Annotated in this window: 16 protein-coding genes and 3 tRNA genes; 16 read left to right on the top strand and 3 right to left on the bottom strand. The window is 66.3% G+C overall.

Annotation, left to right across the window (positions count from 1 at the left end; genetic code table 11):
* Together BLT68_RS03520 and lplAB are read left to right on the top strand one after the other, a co-directional pair.
* On the top strand, window positions 1–1,137 hold a 1,137-nt coding region (locus BLT68_RS03520; protein ID WP_207512873.1), incomplete at its 5' end, for a dihydroxy-acid dehydratase domain-containing protein.
* 23 nt (window positions 1,138–1,160) lie between these two features.
* Window positions 1,161–2,210 carry a lipoate-protein ligase LplAB gene (gene lplAB, locus BLT68_RS03515; RefSeq protein ID WP_070778175.1) on the top strand — a complete coding sequence of 350 codons (1,050 nt, stop codon included), beginning with the start codon at window positions 1,161–1,163 and terminating at the stop codon, window positions 2,208–2,210.
* Window positions 2,211–2,263: 53 nt separating this feature from the next.
* Here the strand turns inward: lplAB and BLT68_RS03510 are convergent, their stop codons facing one another.
* Window positions 2,264–2,962 (bottom strand): YggS family pyridoxal phosphate-dependent enzyme, encoded by a 699-nt coding sequence (locus BLT68_RS03510; RefSeq protein WP_074632854.1) that lies wholly within the window; start codon window positions 2,960–2,962, stop codon window positions 2,264–2,266.
* A 116-nt stretch (window positions 2,963–3,078) separates the two neighbouring features.
* On the opposite strand from BLT68_RS03510, the gene BLT68_RS03505 reads away from it, so the two are divergent.
* The 5 genes from BLT68_RS03505 to BLT68_RS03485 all read left to right on the top strand — a co-directional run bounded on the left by BLT68_RS03505 (window position 3,079) and on the right by BLT68_RS03485 (window position 5,791).
* A complete protein-coding gene (locus tag BLT68_RS03505; RefSeq protein WP_074632847.1) occupies window positions 3,079–3,468 on the top strand; it encodes a YccF domain-containing protein in 390 nt (129 codons plus the stop codon).
* An 18-nt stretch (window positions 3,469–3,486) separates the two neighbouring features.
* The gene (gene ybaK, locus BLT68_RS03500) at window positions 3,487–3,999 is read left to right on the top strand and encodes a Cys-tRNA(Pro) deacylase (protein WP_050694990.1); all 513 of its coding nucleotides are present in this window, start codon (window positions 3,487–3,489) and stop codon (window positions 3,997–3,999) included.
* Window positions 4,000–4,186: 187 nt separating this feature from the next.
* On the top strand, window positions 4,187–4,384 hold the full coding sequence (locus BLT68_RS03495) for a type II toxin-antitoxin system mRNA interferase toxin, RelE/StbE family (RefSeq protein WP_083332358.1): 198 nt from the start codon (window positions 4,187–4,189) through the stop codon (window positions 4,382–4,384).
* A gap of 25 nt (window positions 4,385–4,409) precedes the next feature.
* The gene (locus BLT68_RS03490) at window positions 4,410–5,117 is read left to right on the top strand and encodes a Pr6Pr family membrane protein (protein WP_074632845.1); all 708 of its coding nucleotides are present in this window, start codon (window positions 4,410–4,412) and stop codon (window positions 5,115–5,117) included.
* 110 nt (window positions 5,118–5,227) lie between these two features.
* The gene (locus BLT68_RS03485; protein ID WP_070778179.1) at window positions 5,228–5,791 is read left to right on the top strand and encodes an NAD(P)H-dependent oxidoreductase; all 564 of its coding nucleotides are present in this window, start codon (window positions 5,228–5,230) and stop codon (window positions 5,789–5,791) included.
* Window positions 5,792–5,812: 21 nt separating this feature from the next.
* On the opposite strand, the gene BLT68_RS03480 is transcribed toward BLT68_RS03485, so the two are convergent.
* On the bottom strand, window positions 5,813–8,566 hold the full coding sequence (locus BLT68_RS03480; RefSeq protein WP_074632853.1) for a DEAD/DEAH box helicase: 2,754 nt from the start codon (window positions 8,564–8,566) through the stop codon (window positions 5,813–5,815).
* Window positions 8,567–8,809: 243 nt separating this feature from the next.
* Here BLT68_RS03480 and BLT68_RS03475 point away from each other — a divergent pair, with 243 nt between their 5' ends.
* From BLT68_RS03475 to BLT68_RS03460, 4 genes are all read left to right on the top strand, one after another.
* Window positions 8,810–10,321, top strand: coding sequence for an alanine/glycine:cation symporter family protein (locus BLT68_RS03475; RefSeq protein ID WP_083332357.1), 1,512 nt, complete (start codon window positions 8,810–8,812; stop codon window positions 10,319–10,321).
* 40 nt (window positions 10,322–10,361) lie between these two features.
* A complete protein-coding gene (locus tag BLT68_RS03470; protein ID WP_074632843.1) occupies window positions 10,362–11,129 on the top strand; it encodes a fumarylacetoacetate hydrolase family protein in 768 nt (255 codons plus the stop codon).
* A gap of 101 nt (window positions 11,130–11,230) precedes the next feature.
* Window positions 11,231–12,676: a purine-cytosine permease family protein gene (locus tag BLT68_RS03465; protein WP_082175993.1), complete on the top strand. Its 1,446-nt coding sequence runs from the start codon at window positions 11,231–11,233 to the stop codon at window positions 12,674–12,676.
* Complete coding sequence (locus BLT68_RS03460) at window positions 12,673–13,470, top strand: purine-nucleoside phosphorylase (RefSeq protein WP_074632842.1); 798 nt, start codon at window positions 12,673–12,675, stop codon at window positions 13,468–13,470. The genes BLT68_RS03465 and BLT68_RS03460 overlap by 4 nt, the downstream gene beginning before the upstream one ends.
* A 66-nt stretch (window positions 13,471–13,536) precedes the next feature.
* Here the strand turns inward: BLT68_RS03460 and BLT68_RS03455 are convergent, their stop codons facing one another.
* Window positions 13,537–14,709 (bottom strand): MalY/PatB family protein, encoded by a 1,173-nt coding sequence (locus tag BLT68_RS03455; RefSeq protein ID WP_050694984.1) that lies wholly within the window; start codon window positions 14,707–14,709, stop codon window positions 13,537–13,539.
* Between the two features lie 142 nt (window positions 14,710–14,851).
* On the opposite strand from BLT68_RS03455, the gene gltX reads away from it, so the two are divergent.
* From gltX to pulA, 5 genes are all read left to right on the top strand, one after another.
* On the top strand, window positions 14,852–16,357 hold the full coding sequence (gene gltX / locus BLT68_RS03450; protein ID WP_074632838.1) for a glutamate--tRNA ligase: 1,506 nt from the start codon (window positions 14,852–14,854) through the stop codon (window positions 16,355–16,357).
* A 152-nt stretch (window positions 16,358–16,509) separates the two neighbouring features.
* A tRNA-Gln gene (locus tag BLT68_RS03445) sits at window positions 16,510–16,581 on the top strand.
* A 25-nt stretch (window positions 16,582–16,606) separates the two neighbouring features.
* Window positions 16,607–16,679 (top strand) — tRNA-Glu (locus BLT68_RS03440).
* A gap of 20 nt (window positions 16,680–16,699) precedes the next feature.
* Window positions 16,700–16,772 (top strand) — tRNA-Glu (locus BLT68_RS03435).
* Window positions 16,773–16,930: 158 nt separating this feature from the next.
* Window positions 16,931–20,950 (top strand): pullulanase-type alpha-1,6-glucosidase, encoded by a 4,020-nt coding sequence (pulA, locus tag BLT68_RS03430; protein ID WP_074632836.1) that lies wholly within the window; start codon window positions 16,931–16,933, stop codon window positions 20,948–20,950.
* Window positions 20,951–20,977 lie beyond the last annotated feature (27 nt).

Below are 20,977 nucleotides of genomic sequence, written 5' to 3'. Positions count from 1 at the left end.
CGCCGCATCGTCGACATGTGCCGCGCCTACTACGAGGGTGACGACGACTCCGTGCTGCCCCGCTCGATCGCCACCAAGCATGCCTTTGAGAACGCCATGAGCCTGGACGTGGCCATGGGGGGTTCCACCAACACCGTCCTGCACATCCTCGCCGTCGCAAACGAGGCGCGCGTCGACTTTACCCTGGACGACATTGACGCGATCTCTCGCCGCGTGCCCTGCCTGTGCAAGGTAGCCCCCAACTCCACGACCTACCACATTGAGCACGTCCACCGCGCCGGCGGAATCCCCGCCCTGCTGGGCGAGCTCGACCGCGCCGGGCTGCTCAACCGTGACGTCCGTTCCGTCCATTCCGCCTCCCTGAGCGAGTGGCTAGGGCAGTGGGACGTGCGCGGCGGAAGCGCCACTGACGAGGCGCGCCACCGCTTTCTGGCCGCCCCGGGGGGCGTGCGAACCACCCGCGCCTTCTCGAGCACCAACTTCTTCGATTCCCTGGACACGGACGCCCAGGCAGGCTGCATCCGCTCCACGGCCCACGCCTACACCCGCGACGGTGGCCTGGCGGTGCTCTACGGGAACATCGCCGAAGGCGGCGCCATCATCAAGTCCGCAGGCATCGACGAGTCCCTCTTCCACTTCGTCGGGCGCGCCTTCGTGGTCGAATCCCAGGAGGAAGCCGTCGAGGCCATCCTCGGCAGGCGGGTGAAGGAAGGCGATGTCGTTGTCATCCAGTACGAGGGCCCCAAGGGCGGCCCCGGCATGCAGGAGATGCTTTACCCGACCTCGTACCTGAAAGGCCTGGGGCTGGGTAAGCGGTGCGCCCTCATCACCGATGGCCGATTCTCGGGGGGAACCTCCGGCATCTCCATCGGGCATATCTCGCCCGAGGCAGCGGCCGGCGGCCCGATCGGCCTGGTTCGCACCGGCGACGAGATCGAAATCGACGTCAACAACCGCGTGCTGCGTGCGAATGTCAGCGAGGCGGAGCTGCAGCGCCGCCGCGCCGAGAAGGGCGCCGCCCCGTGGAAGCCCTCAAAGCCGCGCCCGCGCCAGGTCTCCGACGCGCTTCGCGTCTATGGGATGCTGGCCGCGTCCGCCGACAGGGGAGGCGTGCGCGTTTTGCCCGACTGGGCGTGAGAGGAACGCCTACAATCGGGGGCATGCATGGAGAGTACAAAGTCCCCGGAGGAAAGCTTGTCGTCGTTGATACGGACGTGGTGGAGGACCGCCTCGCCCGCGTGAGCGTGTCCGGCGACTTCTTCCTTGACCCCGACGACGCGCTCACCCGGATGACCGCCTCCCTGGAGGGCGCCCCGGCCTCGTTGGGCGCGAAAGAACTGGCCGCGCGCGTCCAGGCCGCCCTGCACCAGGAGGACACCCTCATGGGCGTCACCCCCGAAGCGGTCGGCATCGCCGTACGCCGGGCGCTGGGGGCCGCCCTGTCGTGGGACGACATCGACTTCGACGTCATCCACGGCCCCGTCGTCGATCCGATGATCAATGTCGCCATGGACGAAACCCTGGTCGAGGACGTGGCCGCCGGGCGCCGCAAGCCCTTCATGCGCCTGTGGGAATGGAATGGGCCGCAGGTGGTGATCGGCTCCTTCCAGTCCTACCAGAACGAGATCCAGCCCGACGGGGTGGAGCGCTACGGAATCACCGTGTCGCGGCGCGTCACCGGCGGCGGCGCCATGTTTATGGAGCCCGGCAACTGCATCACCTATTCGCTGGTCATCCCCACGGCTCTGGTGGACGGAATGAGCTTCGAGCAGGCCTACCCGTACCTGGACCAGTGGGTCATGGAGGTCCTGGCCAAGCTGGGCATCAAAGCGACCTACGTGCCCCTCAACGACATCGCGTCCGAGGCGGGCAAGATTGGTGGGGCCGCGCAGAAGCGCTGGGCGAACGGATACATGGTGCACCACGTGACCATGGCCTATGACATCGATGCCACCAAGATGAACGAGGTCCTGCGCATCGGCATGGAGAAGATCCGCGACAAGGGCACCAGGTCCGCCGTCAAGCGCGTCGACCCGATGCGCTCGCAGACGGGGCTGCCCCGCGAAGAAGTCCTGCGGGCGTTCTTTAACCACTTCAAGGACAAGTACAACGCCACCGTCGGCACCATCACCGAGGAGGACCTGAGTATCGCACGGGAGCGCTGCGAGACCAAGTTCGCCCGCCCCGAGTGGGTGCACCGCATCCCCTGAGGCTCCGGATCGAAGGGGCGAGGCCTCCTTTGTCTCGCGCCGCCCAGTTGCCCCTAGGCGCGCCTGGCCCCGAAGATCGCCGTCCCCAGGCGCACGATCGTCGCGCCCTCGGCGACGGCCCACTCCAGGTCGCGGCTCATCCCCATCGACAGCGCCAGGGCGTCCTCCCCGGTGCCCAGGTCGCGGGCGGCCTGGTCGCGTAAGTCCCGCAGCCGCGCGTACGCGGCGCGCACGTCCACCTCGACGGGTGAGTTCAGGCCCACCGTCATGAAGCCCGCCAGCTCCAGGTGCGAGGAGGCGGCCACGGCCTCGACGAGCGGGCGGACATCGCAGGGCGCGCACCCGTGCTTGGTGGGCTCCCCCGAGACGTTAACCTCGACGAAGACTGGAAGGCTGCCGGTTGCTCGCGCGTCTATCTTTGCCGCCAGGTCGGCCGAGTCCAGGGATTCGATCACGTCCACGCAGGACAGGGCATGGTTGATCTTGTTGGACTGCAGGGGGCCGATCAGGTGGACACGTGCCCCCGCGACCTCGCGGATCGCTTCGGCGCTCGCGCGGGCCTCCTGGACGCGGTTGTGCCCCAGCAGGATCGGCGCTCCGGCGTCGGCCAGGGCGCGCGCCGCCTCGCGGCACTCCTCGGGCGTACGCGTCTTGACAGCCAGCTCCAGCGTCACCGACTCGGTTCGCCCCCGCGCCGCCGATGCGGCATCGATACGCTGCCGGGCGGTGGCGATGGCCTCCGAGATACTCATGGATTTTATGGTACGCGCGGGCATCTTTCGGGGTTCAATCAGGGGCGCATCAGGGCGTGTCGGACCCGTGGGCGTGGAACACTGGGATAGCCACCGGTCAACTAAAGGAGTCGCTCGTGCGGACACTGCTTAACATCATCTGGTTCTTCTTCGGCGGAATGCCGCTGTTTCTCGGCTACATCATGGCCGGGCTGGTCTCCTTCATCTTTATCGTGACCATCCCCGCGGGCATCGCCTGCTTCCGCATCGCTGGGTACGTGCTGTGGCCCTTTGGCAAGTGCGTCGTCGACAAACCCACGGCCGGCGTCGGATCGGCGCTCATGAACATCATCTGGTTCCTGATCGCCGGACTGTGGCTCGCGATCGGACACGTGGCGACGGCCGCCGTCCAGGCCGTGACGATCATCGGCATCCCGTTGGCCATCGCGAACCTCAAGATGATACCGATCACCTGCTTCCCCTTCGGCAAAGTCGTCGTTTCCTCCCCCTCGGCCTCCATCCTCTGAGGCCGTAGGCTGGGAGCCATGGCTCGCAAACACGCGAAGGAACGCGGAGGTGGACCCACCCGCGCCATCGAGGAACTGACGGCGGCGGGCGTGCCCTTCACCGTTCACGAGTACGAGCACGACCCCGCCGCCCGCGCATTCGGCCAGGAGACCGTGGAGAAGCTGGGGATCGACCCCACCAGGGTCTTCAAGACGCTCATGGTGCGATTGGCGCCGTCCGGCGAGTTCGTCGTCGGCTGCGTGCCCGCCCTGACGCACCTGTCCATGAAGCTCATCGCCAGGGCCGCCGGGGCGAAGAGCGCGGCCATGGCAGATCCCGCGCTCGCCCAGCGCCGCACCGGATACGTCGTCGGCGGCATTAGTCCGCTGGGACAAACCACCTCCCACCGCACGTTCATCGACTCCTCGTGCCTGGACCACGAGACCGTGATCGTCTCGGGAGGTCGCCGCGGTCTCAGTGTCGAACTGAGCCCCCTCGACCTGGCCGACCTAGCAGGCGCACAGGTCGCCGACCTGGCGGCGCTCGCCTGAGGCAGCCCGCAACGTCCTCGCGGCTGCGGGGACCGGGTTGATGTAACCGGGACCGCCCTTGCTCGGCGTCTTTCGGCGTATTCGAGGGCTTTTGGTGGAGCTGGGGTAGTGCGGGTTTCACGCGGCGCCTATGAAAGGAGTGACGAAATGAAGAGGGGCCCATCAAGGAGCTTGCAGCGTCATTGATATGATTCTTCTCGGCCAACAGTGGCCGCCCCAAAGGCGTGATCATCTCCTGACGGGTGACTATGCCGGTTTGTGCGAGTGTCACACTCGACCGGATTGGCTATTGATCTGCCTGGATGAGCCGGAGAACTGCGTGGTGACAGCAATTCGAGCGGGCTCCCCGCAGACCTACTTCAGTGGTCATCCAGTACGGCGTTGAGAGGATCAGAGAAACATTGGCTGATATGACTGAACTGGGCGCTCGCGGGCGCACCGCGTACTGGGTGGTGGCCACCCTGGCGTGGGCGGGCGTCGCATCGACGATCATCATCAGTACCCTGGGCGGGTATGCACCGCCCACGTACTACGAGGAGGGGCTCTTCGGGGGTGCCGCATCCGGCTGGGCGGGCGCGCCTCAACGCCTCGTCGAGTGCCTGTCCTACTTCACCGAACTCTCCAACATTATGGTCGCACTCATCTCGACGATCCTGGCCCGCAGCGGCCGTGTGGGCCGCTGGGGGAGGGCAGCCCACCTGTGCGCCCTCATGATGATCACGGTGACCGCGATCGTGTACGCGACCCTCATCGGCCCCTACGAGGTCCTCTCCGGGTACGCCCTCGTCACGAACCCGCTGCAGCACATTATCGTCCCGGCGGTCTTCGTGGGTGTCGCGGCCATCGCGGGACCGCGCGGAGGCATCACGTGGGGGACACTGGGCCGCGCTCTGCTGATCCCGATCGCCTGGGTCGCCTACACGCTCGCGCGCGGCGCTCTGGTCCACCAGTACCCCTACGGTTTCGTCAACGTGTGGCGCATCGGCTACGCGCAGGTCGGGGTCAACATCGTCGCCATCCTCATCGGGGCCCTGGTCTTCATGGGCTTCTTCGCGGCCATCGACTGGGCGATCCGCAAAACCGTGCGGACCGAGACGAGCTCCTCCGAAGACGCCTAGAGGGGCGATGAGCTTCCACTGTACGCCACGGTCTCGCGACGACAGGTCCTTGTGTCGTCTAACCGACGGGTATACAGTTGAAACGGGTGCATGACAGCGAAGGAGCCATCGTGAAGATTCTTGTCATTCAGGGCAGCCCCGACTCCGGCAGCTATTCACACGAGCTGGCAACCGCCTACGCCGAGGAGGCAAGCAAAGCGGGTCACCAGGTGCGCATGATCGACCTCGCCGCCGAGGACTTCGACCCGAACTTGCGATACGGTTACCGCAAACACATGGAGGACGAAAGCGCCCCCGATCGCTACCAGGAAGAAATCGCGTGGGCGGACCACCTGGTCTTCAGCTTCCCGATCTGGTGGTCGGCAGAGCCTGCCATCCTCAAGGGGTTCCTTGACCGCACCTTCACCCCGCGCTTCGCATACCGATTCGCCGACGGAAAGAGCCAGGCGCTGCTCACAGGCAAGACGGCAGCGCTCATCCTCACCTCTCGCGCACCCGCGTTCTTCTACCGCATCTTTGGGGGGCCGATCACGCGCTGGAAGCGCATGATCCTGGGATTTGTCGGCATCCGATTGACGGACGTCCTCATCCTCGGCAAGATCGATCACCCGCAGGACACCCCGGTCTACCGTGCCGAGTTCGTCGAGAAGGTTCGCCGCTACGCCCGCCGCTAGAGCTCGCGGCCCAGGACTGCCCTACCGCGGCCCGACCGTGAGCGTCGCCAGGGCGACCCGGCCCGCCTCGTCGGAGGCGGGAATGTCCACGAGGGCGACGATGCGCCAGTCCATGTCCTCCTCCGGGTCCAACAGGTTCTGCGTGGCCAGCCAGACCGACCCGGACGGAGCCTGATCAACCTCCTCCGCCAGCTCCTCGATTCGCTCCGCCTGGGCGCGCAGCATCTGGGACGAGGCGGTGGCGGGTGCGAGCTCCAATACGTCCTCCCGGGTGGGCGCCTCGTTCAGCGCGCACAGCGACGTGCCTCGGGCGCGCTGGTCGATGCCGATCCAGTCGTGCTCCGCCCAGTAGCGCTCCAGCGCCGCGTCCCACTCGTCCTCGCCCCACGGGGCGACAAGGAGGGTGCGCGAGGCCTCGTCCAGGCGCGTCAGGGCCTGGACGTTGTCCCGGCTCATGGCCTCCACCCTCTCGAACAGCGCGCGGCGAATCGCCGTGCGGAACGCGTGCCGGTTTGCGCTGAAGGTGACCCGCCCGTCCTCGGTAGCGCCAAACGCCAGCTCCGCGCCCTGCGTGCCGTCCCCCTCGGCGCCCGGGGACAGGGCGCGGCCGGAGGACAGCGCCTCCCACTCGTCCAACAGCGAGGAATCCACCGCGCGGATCAGCGAAGACAACCACGAGATGATCGAGCGCAGCTCGTTCGTCATCAGTTCGTCTGGCACGATCTGGCGCAGCGCCCGATACGCGTCCGTCAGGTAACGCAGCACGATCCCCTCGGAACGCCCCACGTCGTAGCGCCCCACGATTCCCGTAAAGGTCAGCGCGTTCTCGATCATCTCGCGCACAACCGACTTCGGCGAAATCTCCTCGGCACCGATCCACGGATTCGCGCGCACGTACACGGCGAAGGCCTCGTCCAGCAGGGAAGCCAACGGACGCGGCCAGGTCACCTCCTCAAGCGCTGCCATGCGATCGTCGTACTCCATGCCCTCCGCCTTCATGGCGGCCACCGCCTCGGCGCGGGCGGCCTTCTCCTGTGCGAACAGCAGGGGGCGCGGATCCTCCAGCACCGACTCGATCACGGAAACCACGTCGAGCGCGAATGTGGGGGAGTCCGGGTCCAGCAGCTCCAGAGCGGCCAGCGCGAAGGGGGACAGCGGCTGGTTGAGCGCGAAATCGTCGGGCAGGTCGGTGGCGGCGCGCAGGCGCGGCTGACCGGAGGCCGAGGCCTGCGCGGACGACACGTGCTCCACCACCCCGGCCTGCTTCATTGACGTATAGATTTCGCCGAGCCTGCGCAGGTGCGGGTTGGCCTCCGTGGGCGCGTCGTCGTTGTATCGGGCCAGCCACACCAGGTGCTCACCCGGATCACGCCCGGCCGTGGGCGCGCCAGCCAGGACGTTGAGCACCATCGCGTGGGTCATCTCGAAGCGGCTGGGCAACTGTTCGGGCGCCGCGTTGACCAGGCGATCGAAGGTCGAGCGCGTCCACGAGATCTCGCCCGCGCCCGGCCCCTTGCGTTTCTTCGCCGACTTTTTTGCCGCCCGCTTCGCCTCCCGGGCGTCGCGCGCCGCCTCTTGCGCGGCGCTCAGTCGCGCACGCTCGCGCGCCGCCTCCACCTCGTGTTCGGGCGCTAGGACCCGCACGAACCCCACCGTGTCGAAGCCTGCGCGGCCCGCGCGGCCCGCGATCTGGTGGAACTCGCGCGCCGAGAGGTGACGCATGCGCCTCCCGTCGTACTTGACCAGTGACGTCATGAGGACCGTACGGATCGGCACGTTGATGCCCACGCCGAGCGTGTCAGTGCCGCACACGATGGGCAGCAGCCCGGCCTGGGTGAGGCGCTCCACCAGGCGACGGTAGCGGGGCAGCATGCCGGCGTGGTGGACGCCGATCCCCTGGGAAAGCAGCGATTTGAGGGTCTGGCCGAAACCCTTCGCGAACGACACCCCCGCCAGCTGGGCGCTGATTGCGCGCTTCTTCTCGGCCGAAATCAGGGGGGTCCGGTCGAAGGACTGCGCCGTGGTTACCGCGTCGCGCTGCGAAAAGTGCACGATGTACACGGGCCAGCGGCCCTCGCCCAGCAGCCGCTCAACCGTGTCTGGCAGGCGGTCAACGACGTATTCAAACTCGAGTGGCACGGGCCTCTTGGCGTCGTCCACCAGCGCCACGTCGCGTCCGGTGCGCTCCTTCCAGCTGCGCTCAAAGCGCGACGTGTCACCCAGGGTGGCGCTCATGGCGACCACCTGAGGCGAGGTTAGCTCCAGGAGCGGCACCTGCCACGCCCACCCGCGCTGGCGGTCCCCGTAAAAGTGAAACTCGTCCATGACAATCATGTCCGCGTCCAGCGATGGCCCCTCGCGCAGGGACTGGTTCGCCAGGATTTCCGCCGTGCAGCAGATGATCGGCGCATCCGCGTTCAGGGATACGTCTCCCGTGATCATGCCGACGTTATCAGCCCCGAAGAGCGAAACCAGGTCAAAGAATTTCTCCGACACGAGTGCCTTGAGCGGAGCCGTGTAATAGGAGCGGCCCCCGTGGGCCATCGAGACGAAGTGAGCGGCCAGCGCGATCATCGACTTCCCAGACCCCGTGGGGGTGGCCGCGATGACGTGGTTTCCCGCCAGGATATGCATCAGAGCCTCCTCCTGGTGGGGGTAGAGCGGCCGCCCGGTCGACTCCGCCCAGGACGTGAAGGCCTGGTATAAGGCGTCGTCTTCCCGCAGCCGCCCCTCATCCTCCAGGTCGTCCAGGATCTCGTTCAGTGTCGCGCTCATGCCTGTATTGTCCCAGACCTCGCCCGCCTTCGTCTCGGCTCGCTCGCCGACGACACCCCCATCGATCAGGCTGCGCTCACGCGCTGTCCCGACATCCGTGCGCGCGGCGAGACGCCGCCTGCCTGCGTCACTGCCCTGTGGCAAGATGAGGGGGTCCCATCAACGCGCGGGCGCGGCCCGCCAAGCGCACGAGGCCCCGCGAGCGATCCCCGGCCTCGTCTTTCGACACCCCGGGAGGCCCCTGTGGAACAGATTGCCCAGATCGAGCAGCAGATTGCCGACTGGATCACGATGCACCTTACGATCGTCATCCTGATCGGCGTGGGCCTGATCCTCACCGTGATCTCCCGCGCGGTGCAGGTGCGTCTCTTTCCAGAGATGGTCCGCGCGAGCCTGGGGTCGCGTCAGGGGGCCAAAGGCGGTATCTCCTCCTTCCAGGCTTTCGCTATTTCGCTGGCCGCGCGCGTCGGCGTCGGCAACGTGTTCGGCGTGGCGGCGGCGCTCATGTTTGGTGGCCCCGGCGCGATCTTCTGGATGTGGGTCGTCGCTCTGGTGGGCATGGCGACCGCGTTCTTTGAGGCGACGCTCGCACAGATCTTCAAGGTCCGGCACTCGGACGGCTCCTACCGCGGCGGCCCGGCGTATTATATCAGGCGGGGAATGAAGAACCGTCTGCTCGCCAACGTGTTCGCGGTCATCACCGTGGTCACCTGCGGTATCGTCATCACATCCGTGCAATCCAACGCGATTGCGGGAACGCTCACGAGCGCCTTCGGCGAGGCCGCCAAGCAGCCGCTTCCGGGCGCGGGTGACTTCTCGGCCGCGCAGCTCACCGTCGCGGGCCTGGTGTTCGTGTTTTCGGCGATGGTTATTTTCGGCGGCATCCGCACAGTCGCCCGCGTGACGGAGTGGATGGCCCCGATCATGGCGCTCATCTACGTGGTCATGGTCGCCATCATCTGTCTGATGAACCTGTCGCAGTTCGGCGCGGTGCTCGGACAGATCTTTTCCTCGGCGTTCTCGGTGGACTCCACGGTCGGCGGCCTGGGTGGTGGCATCCTCGCCGCGATGATCAACGGCACGAAGCGCGGACTGTTCTCCAACGAGGCCGGGCAGGGAACCGCCCCGAACGCCGCCGCGACGGCGACCGTGTCGCACCCGGTCCGCCAGGGCCTCATCCAGTCCCTCGGCGTCTTCATCGACACGATCATCGTGTGCACGGCGACCGCGTTCGTTATCCTCATCGCGGGCGGCGACGTGTGGGGCGGTGCGGACGTGAACCCGTCGAACCTGACCACGCTGGCCGTCGCGCACGAGCTGGGCGCGTGGACGATCGTCCCGATGGCGATCCTGATCTTCGTGCTCGCCTACTCCTCGATCATTGCCGCGTACGTGTACTCGGATACGAACATGTCGTTTGTCTTCGGTGACGCCCCGTGGGCGACGTGGACCGTGCGCGTCGTCTGTGTTGCGTCGGCGACTGTCGGCGCCCTGCTGACCCTGGACGTCGTGTGGAACGCCGTCGACATCGCGATGGCGATCATGACGATCACGAACCTGGTGGCGCTGGTGTTCCTCGCCCGGTGGGTCCTGGGCGCGCTGCGCGACTACGAGGCCCAGCGGCGCGACGGCATCGCGGATCCCGTGTTCGTGGGAGAGAAGAATCCCATGCTGCCAGGAGACGTTCCAGGACACGTGTGGGGGCGTGCCAAGAAGAGGCGACGGGGTGGCGCCGCGGGCGCATCCTCGCGCTGAGACCTGGCGCCGCGGGCGGTTCGTGAATTAGACTACAGGCATGAGAATCGCGCGTTTTTCCGATGGAACGAACCCGGTGTACGGCGCCCTCGAAGAGGGATCGAATAGGATTGTGGGTCTCAAGGGGGACCCGCTGTTTTCGCCCGTCGAGCCTTCCGGCCAGATCTACGAGCTGGACGAGGTGCGCCTGCTGTCCCCGGTGATCCCGCGCTCGAAGGTCGTGGGCATCGGCAACAACTATTCGGATACCCCGATTCCCCCCGAGGAGAGGAAAGAGCCGCCGATCTTTATCAAGCCGAACACCTGCGTGATCGGCCCGGACGATCCGATCGTGATCCCCGCCTGGTCGGACGACGTCATCTTCGAGGGCGAGCTCGCCATCGTGATTAAGTCCCTGGCCAAGGACGTGAGCCTCAAGGACGCCCCCCACATGATCCTGGGCTACACGGTCGCTAATGACGCGACGGCTCGCGACGCGATGACTGGGGGCCCGTGGGCGCGCGGCAAGTCGTTCGATACGGCATGCCCCCTGGGGCCGTGGATCACGGTCGACCCCGAGTTGGACGTAGACAACCTGTCCATTTGTTCCTTCGTGAACGGCGAACCTGGGCAGGACGGGTGCACGTCGGACATGATCTGGAAAGCCTACGAGCTGGTGTCCTACGCGTCGCATCAAATGACGCTGCTGCCCGGTGACGTGATCGTCACCGGCGCTCCCGCCGGGTGCGGTCGCATTGACGTGGGGGATCGCGTCGAGATCGAGATCGAGGGCATCGGCCGCCTGTCGAATCCCGTCGTGCGAGCCTGAGAATGTGACCTATGCGGTAAAATGGAGGTGTTTGAACGACACTTTCGCCATAGGAGCACATTGTGAGCGAACCCCAGTCCTCGGGCGCGCTGGCCGTCGAGATGGCCGGCCTGGACGTCATTCCTGAATCCGATCGTAAGGGCAGGCCTGCCGACCTGTTCATGCCGTGGTTCGCAGCGAATATCTCGGTTCTGGGAATCTCCTGGGGGTCGTGGGTGCTGGGTTTTGGCCTCTCCCTGGCTCAGGCGGTCGTCGTGTCGGTCGTCGGGGTGACCCTGTCGTTCCTGGTCTGCGGCCTGGTCGCGCTTGCGGGCAAGCGCGGGTCCGCGCCGACGCTGGTCCTGTCGCGTGCCGCCTTCGGTTTTAACGGCAACCGCGTGTCTGCGGCTATCTCGTGGATTCTGACGGTGGGGTGGGAGACCTTCCTGGCGATCATAGCGGTCCAGGCCACGGCCACCGTCATGGGTGCCATGGGGTTTTCAAACCACCTCCTCGCCCAGGTGATATCCCTGGTTCTCGTCGTGGTCCTGGCAGCCGGTTCGGGCATCCTCGGCTTCGAGGCGATCATGAAGGTGCAGACGTGGATCACGTGGGCGAGCGCCGCCCTGACGCTCGTGTACCTGGTCCTGGTTGCTCCGACGATCAACTTTTCGGTGCTGGCCTCGCGGCCTGGGGCGCCCGTGGCCGCCGTCTTAGGTGCCGGCTGTATGCTCCTCGTGGGTTTTGGTTTCGGCTGGATTAATGCGGCCGCCGACTACTCGCGCTACTTGCCGCGCGCCGCGTCGACGCGAGGAGTCGTCGGGTGGACGACGCTGGGCGCGGCGCTGCCCACGGTCGTCCTGGTGTTCTTCGGTATCCTCCTGGTTGGCTCGGCCGACGAATCCCTGTCGGAGGCGATCGGCGCCGATCCGATCGGAGCGCTTACGACGCTGCTGCCCACGTGGTTCCTCATTCCCTTCGCCATCGTCGCGATCCTGGGGCTGATCGGCGGAATCGTCATGGACATCTACTCTTCGGGCCTGTCTCTGCTGGCCGTGGGGGTGCCCGTGTCACGCCCGGTCGCCACGGCCATCGACGGCACGATCATGACGGTCGGAACCATCGTCGTCGTGTTCTTCGCCGACTCCTTCCTGACTCCTTTCACCGCTTTCCTTACCACCCTCGGCGTCGTGATCGCCGCGTGGGGCGGCGTCATGCTCGCCGATATCGCGCTGCGCCGTAAGGACTACGACGAGCCCTCGCTCTTTACCCCGTCGGGCCGCTACGGGTCAGTGAACTGGGGTGCCGTCGCATCGCTGGCGGTCGGTTCCCTCGGGGGGTGGGGCCTGGTCGTGAACTCGAACGCGTCGTGGCTCTCCTGGCAGGGCTACCTGCTGGGTCCCCTCGGTGGGCGCGAGGGAGACTGGGCGGGCGCCAACATCGGCATCCTCCTGGCCATGGTCGTGGGTTTCGTCGGCTACTGGGCGACCAGCGCGGGCCGCGTACGCGCCCAGGAGACGCTTTCCTCGCGCACCTACGCGCAGGGCCTCGAAGGGGGCGGTGAGTGAGCACCGACCCACGCTTTGCGCGCGCCCTTTTGGATGAGGAGGCCAGGGCCGCCGGGGCGCTCCTCGCCGGGCTCACGGGTACCCCGCACGCGCTCGTCGTCCTGGGGTCGGGATTGGCGGACGCGCTCGACCAGGCGTGGGGTGAACCCGCCTTCGCCGTGTCCCTGGGAAGTATCCCCGGCCTGGTTGCTCCGGTGGCCGACGGCCACGGCGGCGAGCTGCGGGCCTATGCGGGCGCCCGCGGAACCGTGCTGGTCGCGACGGGACGCACCCACCTGTACGAGGGCAGAGGAGTGCGCGCCGTGACCGCGTTGGCTCGCGCGGCGGCCGCCGCCGGGGTGGAGCGGGCTGTCCTCACGAACGCGAACGGGTGCCTGCGCTCGTGGCGCCTCGGAGACGTCATGGCCATCACCGATCACGTGAACCTCAGCGGCGTCTCGCCGTTTACCGGGCCGCTGTTCCTGGACGTGTCGGCCGTGTGGGACCGGGCCATGACCCGCGCTCTGTGCGGTCCCTGCCAGCGTGAGGGCGTTTACGCGATCCTGCGCGGCCCGGAGTATCAGACGCTGGCGGAGGCGCGCGTCCTGGCGGGACTCGGTATCGACTGCGTGGGCATGTCGACCGTCATGGAGGCGCTGACGCTGCACGCCCTGGGCGTACGGGTCGCCGGGATGTCCGTCGTTTCCGACCTGTCTTTCGCTAAAGCGCCCACTGATCCCGGCGCCGTCGTGGAGGCGGCGTCGGCGGCCCGGGGACTCGTCGTCGCCGGCATTGAGGCTGCCCTGGGGGCATGAGTTTTCACGAGCGAGGCCGTGGCCCGGGAAACCCCGGGCGTCGCGCAGACCCCCTTCGTCAGCGGATCAGAGCAACGCTAAGACGCGCTCCACGATTCGCTCCGCCACGTCGGGCGCGCACGCCAGGTTGATGCGCGCCCACTCGCGGTAGTCGGCGCCCAGCGTCATCCCCTCGTTGGTGGCGATGCCCGCCTTGTCGCGCAGGACGGCGCAGGGGGAGAGGCGCCCCAGGTCGGTGCGCGCAAAGCCCCACCACGTCAGGTATGTGCCTTCCGGGCGCACGAAGTCGATGGGGGAGCCTGACAGGCGGGACTCCACGAGGTCCACGTTCGCGCGGATCAGGTCCTTGACTTCTCGCTGCCACGCATCGCCGTGCTGGTAGGCGGTGATCGTGCCCACCGCGCCGATGACGGTCGCACCGTGGCGCACCTGCGCCCCGAACTCGTCCCAGCGGCCGCGCAGCTCCTCGTCCGGGAGGATCACCTGGGCGCAGGGCAGACCCGCGATGTTCCATCCCTTTGACGCGGCGGTCGCCGTGACCGTGTGGGACGCGTAGGAGGGCCCGAGCGATGCATAGGAGACGAAGGGGATCGATTCGTCGAGCACCAGCGAAGAGTGGATTTCGTCGGCAAACACGAGGGCGTCGTAGCGGCTAACGAGGTCGTGCAACGCCCGCAGCTCCTCTTCGCGCAGCACCCGTCCCACCGGGTTCCACGGGTTGCACAGGATCACGAGCCCGGCGCCGGACTCGAGCCCGGCGCGAATCCCCTCCAGGTCCAGCGCCCATCCGTGGCCGCCTGCGCGCGTGCCCCGCAGCGAGGGAACCTCGATCACCGGGTGATCGAACTTTCCGGGGATCGACAGGAACGGCATGTACGCGGGAGTGGGGACGATGACCGGCGCCCCCGGACGGACGAGGTGGTTGATCGTGGCCTCCAGAGCCGGCAGCACCGACGCCACCAGGCGCACGTGCGAGGCGTCGACGTCCCACCCGAAGCGCCTGTCGTGAAACTCCGCGGTCGCCGCGGCAACGGAAGGCGCCAGCCACGTGGGCTGATAGCCGAGCAAGCCGTTATCGATCGCCCTCTTCATCGCGTCAGCCACCTCGGGCGCCGTGCCAAAGTCCATCTCCGCAACCCACGCTCCGATCGTCGGATCCCCGTTTGACCGCGTGATCCCCGTCCACTTGAGGGACCCCGTGCGGTACAGCTGGGTGTCGGAATAGAGACGGACGGGCATGTGATCCTCCTGCGCTGTTTCCTGGCTCGCGCGTGCCGCGGCCTTTCACACCCACAGAGTATCCCCGTGCGCTGTTGCAGGCCCAGCGCGCCCATGCAACAGGCAAATACAACGGCTTCGCCTGGAGTAGGATTGGGGAATCATGAGTGAAACAACTGCCACCTGCGCCGACGTGCGCGTCCGCTTCTGTCCCTCGCCCACAGGAACCCCCCACGTCGGGATGGTCCGCACGTGCCTGTTCAACTGGGCGTACGCCCGCCATGCGGGAGGGACCTTCGTCTTTCGCGTCGAAGACACGGACGCCGCCCGCGATTCCCAGGAATCCTTCGACCAGATCATCGAATCGCTGCGGTGGCTGGGCCTCGACTGGGATGAGGGAGTCGACAAGGGAGGACCCCACGGCCCCTACCGTCAGAGCCAGCGCATGGACATCTACCGTGACGTTGCCGCCCGCCTGCTTCAGGTCGGCTATGCCTACGAATCTTACTCGACGCCCGAGGAAGTCGAAGAGCGCCACCGCGCGAGGGGCGAGGACCCCAAGCTGGGCTACGACGGCTTTGATCGCGACCTGAGCGAGGAACAGATCGCGGCCTACCGCGCCGAGGGGCGCCAGCCGGTGCTGCGCCTGCGCATGCCCGACGAGGACATTACGTTCACGGACCTGATCCGCGGCGAAATCACCTTTAAGGCGGGTTCCATTCCCGACTATGTCATCGTTCGCGCCAACGGGCACCCGCTGTACACGCTGGTCAACCCCATCGATGATGCGCTCATGGGGATCACGCACGTCCTGCGCGGCGAGGACCTGCTCTCTTCGACGCCTCGCCAGATCGTTCTGTACCGCGCGCTTCAGGCCATCGGCGTCGCGACGTTTATGCCCCGCTTCGGGCACCTGCCCTACGTCATGGGCGAGGGCAACAAGAAGCTGTCCAAGCGCGACCCGGAATCGAACCTGCTCCTGCACAAGGCGGCGGGCATGATCCCCGAGGGCCTGAACAACTACCTCGCCCTGCTGGGCTGGTCGATCGCCCCCGACCGCGACATTTTCTCCATGCAAGAGATGGCGCGGGCCTTCGACATTTCGGACGTGAACCCGAACCCGGCGCGCTTCGATCAGAAGAAGGCCATCGCGATTAACGCCGAGCAGATCCGTCTGCTCGATGGCATTGACTTCCGTGACCGCCTGGTGCCCTTCCTGCATCGCGACCACCTGGTGTCCGCCGAGTCTTTCGGTGAGCTGACCGAGCGCGAGCGCGAGATCCTCACGGAGGCCGCGCCCCTCATCCAGACGCGCATTCAGCTGCTGGGTGAGGCCACGGCCATGCTTGGCTTCCTTTTCGTCGCCGACGATGCGCTGGAGATGGACGAGAAGGCCGTCTCGAAGCTGAAGGACAACGCCGGTGACGTGCTGGATGCCGCCATCGAGACGGTGGAAGGCCTGGGTGAATTCACGACCGCCTCCCTCGAGGCTTCGCTGCGCGAACGCATCGTTGACCACATGGGTGTCAAGCCTCGCCTGGCTTTTGGTCCGCTGCGCGTTGCCGTAACGGGCCGCCAGGTGTCGCCTCCGCTGTTTGAGTCGATGGAGATTCTGGGGCGCGTCTCCTCGCTGGCTCGCCTGAGGGCGCTGCGCCAGTCGCTGGCCTGAGTCGTGCATCGCCCAGCCCCCGCACCGCGAGGGTGGGGCGGGCGAGAAGCGCGTGACGGGCGCCACGGGCGCTCGATTTGGCACCCGGGTTGTTGTCCGCTACAGTTATCTCTCGTCGCCAGCGACGCGAGAGCGAAGCGGGAGACACCCAGTGGGGTATGGTGTAATTGGCAACACAGCTGATTCTGGTTCAGCCATTCTAGGTTCGAGTCCTGGTACCCCAGCGATCTGAAGCGATAGTTTCAGGCGGCCCCCATCGTCTAGCGGCCTAGGACGACGCCCTCTCACGGCGTTAACACCGGTTCAAATCCGGTTGGGGGTACGGATTCAATGTGAATCAAGGCCCCCATCGTCTAGCGGCCTAGGACGACGCCCTCTCACGGCGTTAACACCGGTTCAAATCCGGTTGGGGGTACGAACGGCCTCGTCACCGCGGTGGTGACGGGGCTTTTGTTTACCCTCTTACCGCAAAAGTGCTTGTCCTTTGCAGAAAAGTTTCCATTGCGTTGCAGTGTGTCTAACCTAGGACCATCCCCCGCAGGAGGGGACCGTTTATGGACGAGGGAGTCTATCGTGACACACCGATATAACAGAACGTTGCTGCGTCGAGCCCTGGGTGTGGGCGCGGTGCTGGCGCTGATGGGGGGTGCGCTTCCCGCGGCGTGGGCTGCCCCCGAGGCGGAAGCGTCATACCAAAGTGCGGGCGCGCGAGCCGCCGAGGCCGGTGAGAATACCGCAGATGAGAACCTGCTGGTGACAATCCCCGGCAGTCATAACAAGGCCATGGGGTGCGACGCCGATTGGGCGCCCGGCTGCGCCAAGGCCGCGCTCACGCGCGATAGGACCGGCGTCTACTCCGCAACGTTCACCCTGCCCGCGGGCGACTACGAGTACAAGGTCGCGGAGGGTGGCTCGTGGGACGTTTCCTACGGGCGCGGCGGCGTGGCCGGGGGAGCGAATATCGCATACTCCCTGAAGGAACAAACGGACGTCACCTTCTACTACAACCGCGTGACTCATCGCGTGTGGAACACGGTGACCGACCAGATGGTGACCCTGCCAGGCTCCCTGCAAAAGGCGCTGGGCTGCTCGGACAACTGGAAACCGGACTGCCTGGCGCCGCTGATGGAACCGGTGGGGGACGGCACCTACACGTTCCAGACAGCGGCCCTGCCCGAAGGCTCCTACGAGGTCAAGGTCGCCATCGGTGGTTCGTGGAATGAGAATTACGGGCGCGACGGCGTGCCCGGTGGCGCCAACTATCAGTTTGCGACGAAAGCGAACAAGCTCGTGACCTTCACCTACGATTCTTCGTCCCACAAGCTCGAGATCGCGGCATCGGATGCGCCGGTCGCCGGTTCCGGTGAGCAGCGCGCCTACTGGGTCAGCGCGAACGTGCTGGCCTGGCCCACGTCGCTGCTGCCACAGGGAGTGACGCGCGCGCAGGTGCTTGACGGTTCCGCGAATCTCACCTACGAACTGGTGACCGCCCCGGAGGGCGGGGCAGGCCTGAAGGACGGGGCGATCACTGGAGGCACGGTCGTGCCCCTTACCATCGAGGGGGACCTGAGCGGCGATGTGACGATGGCTCATCCGAACCTCAGCGGATACATCGCTCTGCGCGCTGACATTGACCAGGCAAAGGCCCGAGAGGCCCTGACGGGCCAGATCGCGGTTGCCCAAAAGAGCGGCGGCACTATCAACGCATTCACAGGCGTGCAGATCGCTCCCGTGCTGGACTCCATCTATGCGGCTAAGGCCACCCAGGCCTCGTTCGGTGTGGGCTGGCGGGACGACGGGAAACCGACTTTCGCGCTGTGGGCACCCACGGCGAAGAACGTGACTTTGCTGTCGTGGAACACGAAGACCCCCGGGGGCGCCGACGATGAGGTGTCGGGCGACGCCGTGCGCACGCCCGCCCAGCGAGGCGACGACGGCCGCTGGAGCGTCGATAACGCCGACGGCGCGATCCACGAAGGGGCGCAGTACCTGTGGGAGGTCCGAGTGTACGTGCCCTCTACGGGCGCTGTGGAGACGAACACGGTGACGGACCCGTACTCGGTGGGCCTGACGGTTGATTCGACCAGGTCGGTGGCCGTCAACATGAACGACCCGTCGATCGCCCCCTCGGAATGGAAGAACACCGCGGCGCCGGTGCTGCAGGACGACGCGCAGCGCTCCATCTACGAGCTGCACGTGCGCGACTTTTCGGCGAAGGATGAATCGGTCCCCGAGGAGATGCGCGGGACATACATGGCGTTTACGCAGCACCAGTCGGGCGGCATGCGTCACCTGAGCGAGCTGGCGAAAGCCGGCATGAACACGGTGCACCTGCTGCCCACGTTCGACATCGCGACCATCCCTGAGAAGCGCAGCGACCAAAAGGTGCCGGACATTCCGCAGGACGCGGGCCCGGCGTCGGAGGCTCAGCAGGCCGCGGTGGCCGCCGTTGCCGACCAGGACGCCTACAACTGGGGATACGATCCGTTCCACTGGATGGCTCCCGAGGGCTCTTACGCGACCGAGTCTCACCAAAACGGTGGCGCACGCGTTCGCGAGTTCCGCTCCATGGTGGGCGGCCTGCATTCGATTGGCATGCAGGTGGTGCTCGACCAGGTGTACAACCACACTCCGGCCGCCGGCCAGGACGCGCATTCGGTGCTGGACCGGGTCGTGCCCGGCTACTACCAGCGCTTGAACGCCGCCGGCGCGGTGGAGACCTCAACGTGCTGCTCGAACGTGGCAACCGAGAACGCGATGAGCGAGCGCCTGATGATCGATTCGATGATCCACTGGGCAAAGCACTATCACGTTGACGGTTTCCGTTTCGACCTGATGGGTCACCATCCCGCCGATGGGATGAAGCGCGCGAAGGAAGCGCTGAAGTCTTTGACGCTGGACAAGGACGGAGTGGACGGCTCGCGCCTGTACATCTACGGCGAGGGCTGGAACTTCGGTGAGGTCGCGAATAACGCGCTGTTCAGGCAGGCCACACAGGGGCAGCTGGACGGCACGGGCATCGGTGCGTTCAATGATCGCCTGCGCGACGCGGTCCACGGCGGCGGCCCCTTCGACGAGGACCACCGCGTGTTCCAGGGGCTGGGTTCGGGCGCGTTCTCTGACGCAAACGGACTGGATACACGCTCCGCCGATGAACGCCGTGCGGACTATCTGCACCGGGTGGACCTGGTGAAGCTGGGCCTGGCGGGCAACCTGAAGGACTACCCGCTCACGACCTACGACGGCCGAAGCATCCTGGGCGCGCAGCTGGACTACAACGGCCACGGTGCTGGTTTCGCGTCTCAGCCGGTTGAGAACGTGAACTACGTGGACGCCCACGACAACGAGACCCTGTTCGACCTGGTGACGTACAAGATGCCGACGAACGCTCCGATGGACAATCGTGTGCGCATGTCGTTGCTGAGCCAGGCATCGGTGTCCCTGTCGCAGTCGCCGGCGCTGTGGGCATCGGGCACGGAGATGCTGCGCTCGAAGTCCCTGGACCGCGACTCCTACAACTCGGGCGACCACTTCAACGCCATCGACTGGACGATGCGCGACAACGGTTTCGGCCGCGGCCTGCCAATGAAGTCCAAGAACGGCGCGGCCTGGGACCACATGCGGCCTCTGTTGGAAAACCCCGACTTGAAACCGTCCCCGGAGCAGATCGGCGCGTCCTCGAAGATCGCGATGGACTTCCTGCGCGTGCGTTCCTCCTCGCGCCTGTTCACGCTCGGCAGCGCGGATCTGGTTCGCTCGAAGGTGTCGTTCCCGAATTCGGGGTCTGCCGCCGTGGATGGGACGATCATGATGCTCATCAACGACGAAGCCGACTCCCGCGACGACATCGATCGCGAGCTTGACGGCGCCCTGGTCGTGTTCAACGCGACGGGAGAGGCCATCAAGCAGCGCGTTGATGGCCTGGCCGGGCGCGTGTTTAAGCTGCACGAGGCGCAGGCTGGCGGCGCGGACGAGGTGGTCAAGGGCGCGTCCTTTGATGGGAAGACGGGCACCGTTACCGTTCCCGCGCGCACTGTCGCGGTCTTTACACAGGCGGTCGGGGCTCGCGTGAATCCCGCGCCCGATCCGTCGGAGGGGAAGTGGATACAATCCAGCGACGGCCGTTGGTGGCTGCGCTACCCGGATGGTTCGTACCCCTTCAACGAGCGCATCAAGATCAATGGCATCACCTATTCTTTTGATTCCGAAGGGTGGATGAAGACCGGCTGGGAGTACGACGCCGGGCAGTGGCGCTACTACAAGGCGTCGGGCGCGATGGCCACGGGTTGGACGCTCGTGGGAGGCTCTTGGTTCTACCTGGATCCAGCGAGCGGCGTCATGGCGACGGGGTGGTTGCGCGACGGCGCGAACTGGTACTACCTGACCGGCAGCGGGGCGATGGCCACGGGCTGGACGTTCGTGGGTGGCTCCTGGTACTACCTGTCGGACAGCGGGGTGATGGCAACAGGCTGGTTGCCCTATGGTTCCAGCTGGTACTACCTGGATCCCGCAAGCGGCGCGATGGTCACGGGTCGCGTCGTTGTGGACGGCACCACCTACACCTTTGACTCATCAGGCCGCTGGATAGCCTGATCCGTCAGCTGCGAAACGCGGGTGGGC

The sequence above is a fragment of the Schaalia meyeri genome (genome assembly GCF_900105015.1).
In the GTDB taxonomy this organism is placed as follows: Bacteria; Actinomycetota; Actinomycetes; order Actinomycetales; family Actinomycetaceae; genus Pauljensenia; species Pauljensenia meyeri.
Note: the sequence above shows the minus strand (reverse complement) of the source record. Positions and strands in the feature narration are given on the sequence as shown.

Coding starts and splice junctions, on each gene's coding strand:
- lplAB (WP_070778175.1), top strand. CDS start 1,161: ATGCATGGAGAGTACAAAGTCCCCGGAGGAAAGCTTGTCGTCGTTGAT.
- BLT68_RS03510 (WP_074632854.1), bottom strand. CDS start 2,962: ATGAGTATCTCGGAGGCCATCGCCACCGCCCGGCAGCGTATCGATGCC.
- ybaK (WP_050694990.1), top strand. CDS start 3,487: ATGGCTCGCAAACACGCGAAGGAACGCGGAGGTGGACCCACCCGCGCC.
- BLT68_RS03495 (WP_083332358.1), top strand. CDS start 4,187: ATGATTCTTCTCGGCCAACAGTGGCCGCCCCAAAGGCGTGATCATCTC.
- BLT68_RS03490 (WP_074632845.1), top strand. CDS start 4,410: ATGACTGAACTGGGCGCTCGCGGGCGCACCGCGTACTGGGTGGTGGCC.
- BLT68_RS03480 (WP_074632853.1), bottom strand. CDS start 8,566: ATGAGCGCGACACTGAACGAGATCCTGGACGACCTGGAGGATGAGGGG.
- BLT68_RS03470 (WP_074632843.1), top strand. CDS start 10,362: ATGAGAATCGCGCGTTTTTCCGATGGAACGAACCCGGTGTACGGCGCC.
- BLT68_RS03465 (WP_082175993.1), top strand. CDS start 11,231: ATGGCCGGCCTGGACGTCATTCCTGAATCCGATCGTAAGGGCAGGCCT.
- BLT68_RS03455 (WP_050694984.1), bottom strand. CDS start 14,709: ATGCCCGTCCGTCTCTATTCCGACACCCAGCTGTACCGCACGGGGTCC.
- gltX (WP_074632838.1), top strand. CDS start 14,852: ATGAGTGAAACAACTGCCACCTGCGCCGACGTGCGCGTCCGCTTCTGT.